Annotated in this window: 5 protein-coding genes; 3 read left to right on the top strand and 2 right to left on the bottom strand. The window is 68.4% G+C overall.

The window, feature by feature from the left end; genetic code table 11:
• The first annotated feature begins 110 nt into the window (after positions 1-110).
• Both Q9S36_RS51135 and ctlX read left to right on the top strand, forming a co-directional pair.
• The gene (locus Q9S36_RS51135; RefSeq protein WP_311292384.1) at positions 111-1,211 is read left to right on the top strand and encodes a beta-eliminating lyase-related protein; all 1,101 of its coding nucleotides are present in this window, start codon (positions 111-113) and stop codon (positions 1,209-1,211) included.
• Between the two features lie 64 nt (positions 1,212-1,275).
• On the top strand, positions 1,276-2,310 hold the full coding sequence (ctlX, locus tag Q9S36_RS51130; protein WP_311292382.1) for a citrulline utilization hydrolase CtlX: 1,035 nt from the start codon (positions 1,276-1,278) through the stop codon (positions 2,308-2,310).
• 20 nt (positions 2,311-2,330) lie between these two features.
• On the opposite strand, the gene Q9S36_RS51125 is transcribed toward ctlX, so the two are convergent.
• Positions 2,331-3,095, bottom strand: coding sequence for a neutral zinc metallopeptidase (locus Q9S36_RS51125; protein WP_311292381.1), 765 nt, complete (start codon positions 3,093-3,095; stop codon positions 2,331-2,333).
• Between the two features lie 315 nt (positions 3,096-3,410).
• Between Q9S36_RS51125 and Q9S36_RS51120 the strand changes: the two genes are divergently transcribed.
• Positions 3,411-6,308 (top strand): BTAD domain-containing putative transcriptional regulator, encoded by a 2,898-nt coding sequence (locus Q9S36_RS51120; protein WP_311292380.1) that lies wholly within the window; start codon positions 3,411-3,413, stop codon positions 6,306-6,308.
• Positions 6,309-6,404: 96 nt separating this feature from the next.
• Here Q9S36_RS51120 and Q9S36_RS51115 read toward each other — a convergent pair whose 3' ends face one another.
• Positions 6,405-6,983, bottom strand: a complete 579-nt coding sequence (locus Q9S36_RS51115) for a hypothetical protein (RefSeq protein WP_311292379.1) — start codon at positions 6,981-6,983, stop codon at positions 6,405-6,407.
• Between the last annotated feature and the right edge of the window lie 583 nt (positions 6,984-7,566).

Here is a 7,566-nt window from a genome sequence, read left to right as displayed (position 1 = left end):
ACCGAGTCGTGGGAGGACCTGATCTCCTCCCTAGGCATCAACGGCTGGGAGCTCGTCCAGGTCATCCCCGGCCCGGAGACGACGTACTGGTTCAAGCGCCAGGCCTGAGCGTGGCCGACCTCCCCGGCGACGCCGACCTGCTGGCCCGGTTCCGGGCGGCGTCGGCGAGCGCCGAGGTGGTCTTCTGGCGCGCTGCCGGCAGCCCGGCCGAGACGTTCCGCGAGCTCGCCGCCTTCGCCGAGGAGCACGGCATCGAGTGGGACCGCTACGGCGAGCGCGGTGCCGTGGCCCAGCTCGAGTCGGAGGTCGCGGCGCTGCTCGGCAAGCCGGCCGCAGTCATGTTCCCGAGCGGCATCATGGCCCAGCAGGCGACCCTGCGCGCCTGGTGCGACCGGTCCGGCTCGCGCCGCGTGGCCCTGCCCGACCTCTCACACCTCGTCCACCACGAGCAGGACGGCCCCCGCAGGGTGCTCGGCCTGGAGCTGGAGTGGCTCACCACCGGTCGCGAGACGGCGACGGCCGCGTCCCTCGCCGCGGTCGGCGGCCGGCTCGGTGCCGTCATGGTCGAGCTCCCGCTGCGCGACGCCGGCTGCCTGCTCCCGGCCTGGGACGACCTCGTCGCGCTGTCGGCCGCCGCCCGCGAACGAGGGGTGGCGTTCCACGCCGACGGCGCCCGGATCTGGGAGTCGGTCGGGCACTGGGGCAGGACCCTCGCCGAGGCGGCCGACCTCGTCGACTCGATGTACGTCTCGCTCTACAAGGGCCTCGGCGCGACCAGCGGGGCCGTCGTCGTGTGCCCCGAGGACCTCGCCGGCGAGCTGCGCTCCTGGCGGACCCGGATGGGCGGCACGACCTTCTCCATGACCGCGGCGGCCGTCGGCGGGCTGATGGGGATCCGCGCGGACCTCGACCGGTTCGACCGCTACCGGACCTGGGCCGTCGCGCTGGCCGGTGAGCTGCGCGAGCGGGGGATCCGGACCTTCCCCGAGCAGCCGCACATCGCGACCTTCCTCGCCTACGCTCCCGGCGAGGTCGACGAGGTCAACGCGCGGGTGGTCGCCCACGTCGAGGAGCACGGGGTGGTGCCCTGCGGCCTGTGGAGCGCGAGCGAGGTGCCGGGGTGGGTGGTGACCGAGCTGACCTGCTACGAGGCGGCCGTCGAGCGTGACCCCGCCGACGTGGCCGAGCAGATCGCCGCCGTGGTGGCCTGAACCACTTCCCGGCACCGGGCCGGTGATGCCGCGCGGCGCCGCACCGTCCCCTACATTCCTCCCCGTGAGTGCCCAGGCCCCTTCCGCTGTCATCCTGATCCGCGCGACCAGCTTCGTCCCGAACCCGGCGACGGCCGCCGACAACGCCTTCCAGGCCGACGCCCCCGAGGGCCAGTCGGACTACACCACCTCGGAGAAGGCGCTCGCCGAGATGGACGCCCTCGCGGCGGCCCTGCGCGACGTCGGCGTACGGGTGCACGTGTTCGACGACGACGACCACACCCGCCCGGACAGCGTCTTCCCGAACAACTGGGTCTCCACCCACGCCGGCGGCACCGTCGCGGTCTACCCGATGTACGCCTCCAACCGCCGCCACGAGCGGCGCCACGACGTGCTGGAGATGCTCAAGTCGGAGTACCGCGTCCAGGAGATCATCGACTACTCCGGCCTCGAGCCCGACGGCATCTTCCTCGAGGGCACGGGCGCGATGGTCCTCGACCACGTCTCCCGGGTGGCCTACACCGCGCGCAGCCACCGCGCCGACGTGGCGGTGCTCGAGCGCTTCTGCACCGACTTCAACTACGAGCCGATGGCCTTCGACGCGGTCGACTCCGACGGTGTGCCGGTCTACCACACCAACGTCATCGCCTGCATCGGCACCGACGTCGCGATGATCGCGCTCGACATGATCCCGGACGAGCACCGCCGCGAGCAGGTCCGCGAGCGCCTCGCGGTGACCGGGCGCACGATCATCGAGCTCACCGAGGAGCAGATCCGTGAGTTCGCCGGCAACGCCGTCGAGCTCTGCGGACGTACGCCTGAGGGCAAGCGCCGCTACGTCATGGCCATGTCGGCCCGGGCCCGGCGCTCGCTGCGGCCCGAGCAGGTCGCCGCGATCGAGGAGTCCTGCGAGATCGTCTCGGTCGAGATCCCGACGATCGAGCTCGCCGGCGGATCGGTGCGCTGCATGATCGCCGGCATCCACCTCGACCGCCGCCCGCCGCTCGAGGAGGCCGAGCTCACCGAGGCCGTCGAGGCGATCAACGTCGACGACCCCATCACGCCCGACGGGCGCTACGTGGCCAAGGACTACGCCTGACGCAGGTTCGGAGCAACATCTCAGCCCGGGATGGGGACGTAGTTCAGACAGGCTGGATTGCCTCCCCGCCAACCAGTGCCGAAGGCTGACCAGCGCTGAGCGACTGATCCGTGAGTACCGCCGCTGCCCCACGGCAACCCGGCAACCTCGGCGAGCGAGTCGTCGATCTCCTGGTAGTCACCGCGCTCCAGGATGAGCATGCCGCGTCGATACATCTCGCCCATCGTCGCTCCGGCGAAACAGTCCGCCTGCAGCTCGTATGCCTGCGAGAGGTAGCGGGAAGCCAGTTGCCGCTGCACGACGTGCGCATACTCGTGAGCCACGATGACCCAGATGAATGCATCGCCGAGTCGCGCGGCTTTGTTCATCAGGTGCACCTCGAAGGCAACCCAGTTGTTGGCGCCACCCGTGCAGGCGTACGCATTGTTCTTCCCGAGCGTGTTCGTCCCACACTTCAGGACGGTGGTGTCGCGGTTGTAGATGGAGTTGCGGCCGTACCCCCAGGCGCCGAGTCCTGGACGTCGGAACTGACTTCCAGTGAATCGAGGCATGTACCAATCCCAGAACCGAGTCGTGGTGTTGATTGCATCGACCGTCTCGCCGACCACTGTGTCTTGCTGGGCCGGATGCCGTCGCGCGGGGGGAGCCGCGTGCGTCGCGGCAGTGGCTTCACGCGCGACCGCAGCGTGGGAGGGCGTGACGGTCAGAAGCGTGGTTGCAAGTAGCGGAGCGGCTGCAACGAGGGTGGCGAGACAGTGCTGAAGCTTGCGAGTTCGTTCAGTCACGGCGGAACCTCTCTCTGGTGGGAGTGGCAACCATGACGCCCTCCGCTTAACAGGCACTTAAGCCCACTGAGGTGCGCCCGGAAGGCCCCTCACACCTTCCCCGCGATGCACATGCGCCGATCCTCTGACCCCGGGTTGGCGTTCTTGGCTGTCGGGGTTGGCGCGAACCAAGAACTGTGACGCACCTGCAGATTCCACGCCTGCAGGTCTTGCCGGAATCCGTCGGCAAGCTGGCCCAAGGATCTGTTGACTTCCTGCGCGGACGAGACCCACAGTGGCTGCCCTCGCTTACGCACGGTCAGGCAAAGGGGCGCGGTGACGACGACCGAGGTGCACCACGTCTTGCTCCTGGGGCCAGTGCACATCCGATCGCAGACAACGGCGTCAGAGCGTCAGCTCGCACGACGAGAGAGGGCGCTGCTCGCGCGACTGGCCCTCGACCTCGACCGCGTCGTCTCGGCAAGTCGGCTCATCGACGACCTGTGGGCCCAGTCGCCGCCGCCCAGCGCCACCAATGCGTTGCAGGTGTACATCTCTCACCTTCGGAGGCGACTGGGTCCGGAGGCGATCGTGTTCAGCGGCGCCGGCTACCGAATGGCGTCCGACGTGTGCTCGGTCGACGTGCAAGAGGTGGAGCCTCTGGTCCGTAGGGCTGGGGAGCTGCTCACGGCCGGGCGCGCCGACGACTCAGTCACGATGCTCGACGAAGCCCTTGCCTGGTGGCGCGGCGATGCGTTGTCAGACCTGCAGGACTACGAGTTCGCTCGAGTCGCCGCCGCTCAGCTGAACGACCTGCGTGCCACCGCGGCGCAGCACCTCGCCGAGGCGTTGCTGGCGTGTGGTCAACCCGATCGCGTGGTCGCCGACGTCACGCCGTTGCTGCACGAGTTCCCGTTCCGCGAACAATTGAGGGCAGCCGTGATGACGGGCCTCTACCGACAGGGACGAGCGGTCGACGCCCTCGAGCTCTACAACGAGGTCCATGCCCTCATGCGGGAGGAGCTCGGGCTGGACCCAGGGCCCGGTCTGCAGGCGCTGCAGGCCGCGATCCTGGCGGACGATCCTGCCTTGATGCGCGCAGCCTCGCAGTACCAGGCAGCTGCAGACGGCATCAAGCGCCACGTGCAGGAGGCGGCGGGGGAGAGTCCTCGCACCAACCTCGAGGTGCAGCCGACCCCGCTGCTGGGCCGAACGACGGAGATCGGTGAGATCACCGACCTGCTGAGCGGCCAGCGGAGTCGACTGGTCACGCTGACCGGCCCTGGCGGCACCGGAAAGACCCGCCTCGCCCTGCAGGTGGCCGCGGACGCCGTGGAGGACTTCGCTGGCGGCGTCTACCTGGTCTCCTTGGCTTCCGTGACCGACGCGGAGGTCGTCGTCCCGACGATCGCGCAGACGCTGGGAGCGAAGGAGGGAAGCGGGCGCACCGCGCCTCAGGCGCTGCGCGAGCTGCTGGCCGGCCGGCGCGTGCTGCTCGTCCTCGACAACTTCGAGCAGGTGATCGCCGCGGCTCCAGAAGTGGCGAATCTTCTGTCGACGTGCCCCGAGCTCTGTGTGCTGGTCACCAGCCGCGAATCGCTACGTCTGCCTGGCGAGCAGTCGTATCCCGTCCCGCCCCTGGCTGTCCCTGGTGAGCAGGCGATCGCCCAGGGTGATGCCGAAGCTCTTTCTCAGTACGAGGCAGTCAGGCTGTTCGTGGATCGAGCTCAGTCAGCCCGCCAAGGCTTCAGCGTCACCAACGAGAACGCCCCTGCGGTGGCGCAGATATGCAGTCGGTTGGATGGACTGCCCCTGGCTATCGAGCTGGCAGCAGCGCGTACTCGGGTGCTCACCCCCGAGGAGATGCTCCCTCGGTTGGCCAGACGCCTGGACATCCTCAGCGGCGGACCTCGCGGAGCCCCTGCGCGCCAGCAGACGCTGCGCGGAGCGATCGACTGGAGCTACGACCTGCTTGATGAGGATGAGCAGCGACTCTTCGCGCGGCTTGCGGTCTTCGTCGACGGTTGTGACCTGGAGGCGGTCGAGGCCGTCTGCGACCCCGATGACGACTTCGCAGCAAGCGTGTTGGACGTGCTCACGTCGCTGGTCGACAAGAGCCTGGTCCGGACGGGTGAGACAAGTCATGGCAGCCGCCGCCTCTCCATGCTGGAAACCGTGCGGGAGTACGCCGGCGACCGATTCAGCAACGATGTTGCTCGCGATGCAGTTCGCGAGGCGCACGCACGCCACTTCACCGATCTCGCACATCGCGCTGGGTGGCAGCTGCAGAGAATGGAAGGACGCGCTTCGATCGATCGGCTGGAGCGGGAGCACGGGAACCTGTGCGCCGCTCTGCACTGGTCGGTGGAACACCATCGCGACGAGGAAGGGCTGTCCCTGGTCGACGGCATGTGGCGCTTCTGGGTCAAGAGCGGCCGACTGCGTGAGGGCACCACCCTGGCGCGCGGGGCCATCGAGAAGCTCGACGGTCGCCACACTCCAGCCTGGGCCGGAGCGATGACGGGTCTGGGAGAGCTGTACCGGGCGCAAGGCGATCTGCTCAACGCACGTCTGATCAAGCAAGCAACCCTGCCGTACCTGCAGGAGTCGAGTCCCGTTCGAGCGACCGTGACGCTCACCGACCTCGGGCACATCGCTCAAGACGAGGGCCGTCTCGACGACGCGCTCACTCTCCATACGACGGCCCTTCAGGCACACCGGTCGGAGGGCGATGACCGCCTCATCGCCCATGCCCTGATGGGACTCGCGAGGTTGTGCCTCGTCACCGGCAGGATCGCGGAATCGAAGTCACATTACGAGTTCATCATGAAGGTCGGACACAAGTACGGCGAAGCGGAACACATCAACGAGGCCATGATCGGGCTGGGCGAAGCCGCCAGACGTGAGGGGGATGACGCGACCGCACAAGCCATGTTCGCCGAGGGTCTGTCGTTCGCGCTTCGCATGGGAGATCTGGACTTCGCGCTTGATGCGTTCACCGGTATGGCATCGGTTGCGGTGAACCGCGGGGACATGCTCCGGGCCACGGTCCTGGTGGGTGTTGCAGACGGGATGCGTGCACGTACCGGGCTCGTCCCCTACTTCCAGGACGAGCGGACGCACAACCTGGAGCTCACACGGAGAGCGTTGGGCGATCCGGAGCAGACTGCGGCCCTCGAGGCCGGCCGCGCCATGACCCTCGAAGACGCAGCGAGCTACGCCCTGCTCGGATGATTCCCGGACGGGGGTCGGCGCGTCAGTCGCGACGCGTTGTGCCACCCTGCCTCCGCCCTCGGTCAGGAGGAGTCAGGGTGGCACCTCACGCGTGTTCTAGCCGTAGACGTAGAACCCTCCGCGCGCTGTCCCGTAGTTCAGGCACGCGCTCTGACGGCAGAGGAGATCGCTGTTCGAGTTGGGGATCATCGTCTGGGTACCGCTGGTGTACCCGCTCCACCCGTTGGGTACGGCGGCCCCACCCCACAGCACGAACACCTTGGCCCGGAAGTAGCCGGGCTGCCGCACCAGGGACGGAACGACCACCGACCTCCCGACCACCGGATACTTGGCGTCGAAGTCGGACCAGTGCCGCTGCCGGTCGAAGCCCACCGGCGCCCAGCTCTTCCCGTCCCAGCGCTGAAGGACGTAGGTGATCTCGACCTCCTGCTGGTAGCGAGGCACGTCGCCGTTGCGGTAGACCAGCAACTGGGGCATCTCGAACCTGTACCCCGACAGTGAGACGATCCGGCCAGGACTGCTGGAGGCCTGGCCCCACGCCAGTGCTCCGTAGCGGCCGGACCACGAGTCGACGAAGTACGCGCTCGCGGTCTGGGCCGGCGCGAGCAGGGTGACCATCGCTGCGATCGCGACCACCACGGCAGCCCACCAGCGCCTGTTGAATCGAACCTTCATGATGTGCTCCTCTATCTCGACGGGATCTGATGAGGAGCACGCTCTCGCCGAGCGCTGAAGAAGGACTGAAGTGTCAACCCCGTTGGTTCGCGCGACCGGCGGCCACCCGAGCGTGTTAGGAGTTCCGTCTCTCACGCGGATCCCACCGCGGGCAGCGATGGGGCATGGCAGGTCCTCGCGTCGATGTCTCGGGGGTTGCGCATCTGTCGGGGTGGGGGCGTCCTGCCGCGCGATCGCCCCCGGGAGACCCGACCGTCGACGTTGTCGGCGGAGCGGTGTACAATCGAACACAGTTTCGAGCGAGCGAGCTCGGGCCCTTCCTGAAGCCGATGATCCGGCTGTACCCACCTCTCTGTTGCTGGCCCCGTCCGTAGTTGTCGGTGCGCCCAGGGGGCGCTGGAGGGTCAGTCAGTGAGCGCCGTACCTGCCGAGCAGCCCCACGCGGGTTCACGCGAGGGTGGGTGGCGTGCGCCGGGAACGCAGCCGCCGGAGGCGTCGCCGGTGGTGACCCAAGTGCTGGCGCGGGTGCATGCGTCGCTGAGCGAGCTGGCCGAGGTGGGTGAGGTGTCGCTCGGAGGCTTCT

Source organism: Microbacterium sp. ARD31 (assembly GCF_031844425.1).
This window is presented reverse-complemented; position numbering and strand designations above follow the sequence as displayed.